Source organism: Acinetobacter sp. (assembly GCF_036666595.1).
GTDB lineage: Bacteria > Pseudomonadota > Gammaproteobacteria > Pseudomonadales > Moraxellaceae > Acinetobacter.
In genome coordinates this window covers 1-793 of sequence record NZ_JAVWVO010000069.1, presented here as the reverse complement: position 1 = coordinate 793, position 793 = coordinate 1, and the positions used below count along the sequence as shown (strand labels likewise).

The window sequence follows — 793 nt, the reverse complement described above, 5'->3', positions numbered from 1 at the left end:
CCATTGGCTGCATGGTAAGTCGATTGCTCTGCGGTAAAGTCAGTTACAGCAATCGCATTCCAATCCCCAACAACATCTGCCGTAACTACTGGATGATCAGCTACATTAGCTGCATTTACATTTAGCAAATCACCACTCTTAAATGCTGTTGCAGTTTTTGGTTTTGCATTTTCTGTGCGAACGCCATTACCTACAACCAATTGATTAACAGTAATCGTTTGAGTAATTGTTCCCATTATTTTTGCTCCATAGAAGCTGCGAATTTATTGAAAGCCTGATCAAGAGCTGACCCTTGCCCTTGTTGCCCACCTTGACTACCAGTTGCTTGGTGACTGAATAAATGCGCCAAGGCTGGATTTGCTCCCGGTGTCTTTTGCTCTGGTGGTTTGGTCACCGAAAATTGACGTAATTGCTTAGCCGAGAATGCAAATGTCGACTCATCAAGAGTCTTCATTTCAGCAATATCTTCAGCACTAAATTCTTTGCCTAAGTCTTTACCTAGTGCAGTGATTTCAGCTTCACGTTTTGCAGCAGCAAATTGTTTATTTTGCGTTTCAAGCTCGGTATTTTTCAGCTTTAACGCAGCAATTTCCGCTTGTGCTTTTTCTAATTCGGTCACGTCTGTGTCCTCTGGTTGATTAAAGTTTTTTGGAGAGTGACTGGCTGCCACGGCGTTTGTATTGTCATCTGCACCCAATGCACAGAAAGACACTTCTCGGATGCGTCCACCACGGAAAACCGCAACAGGCGCTTGGAAGGTTCGACCATTCACGATCACCGAGCCTTCTTTGAC

The 793-nt window shown here is 44.1% G+C and carries 2 pseudogenes; both read right to left on the bottom strand.

Annotation, left to right across the window (positions count from 1 at the left end):
- A pseudogene (locus tag RR876_RS16810) lies at positions 1-236 on the bottom strand (hypothetical protein); the annotation flags it as partial.
- Positions 236-793: pseudogene (locus tag RR876_RS16805) on the bottom strand (hypothetical protein); the annotation flags it as partial. The pseudogenes RR876_RS16805 and RR876_RS16810, both read right to left, overlap by 1 nt.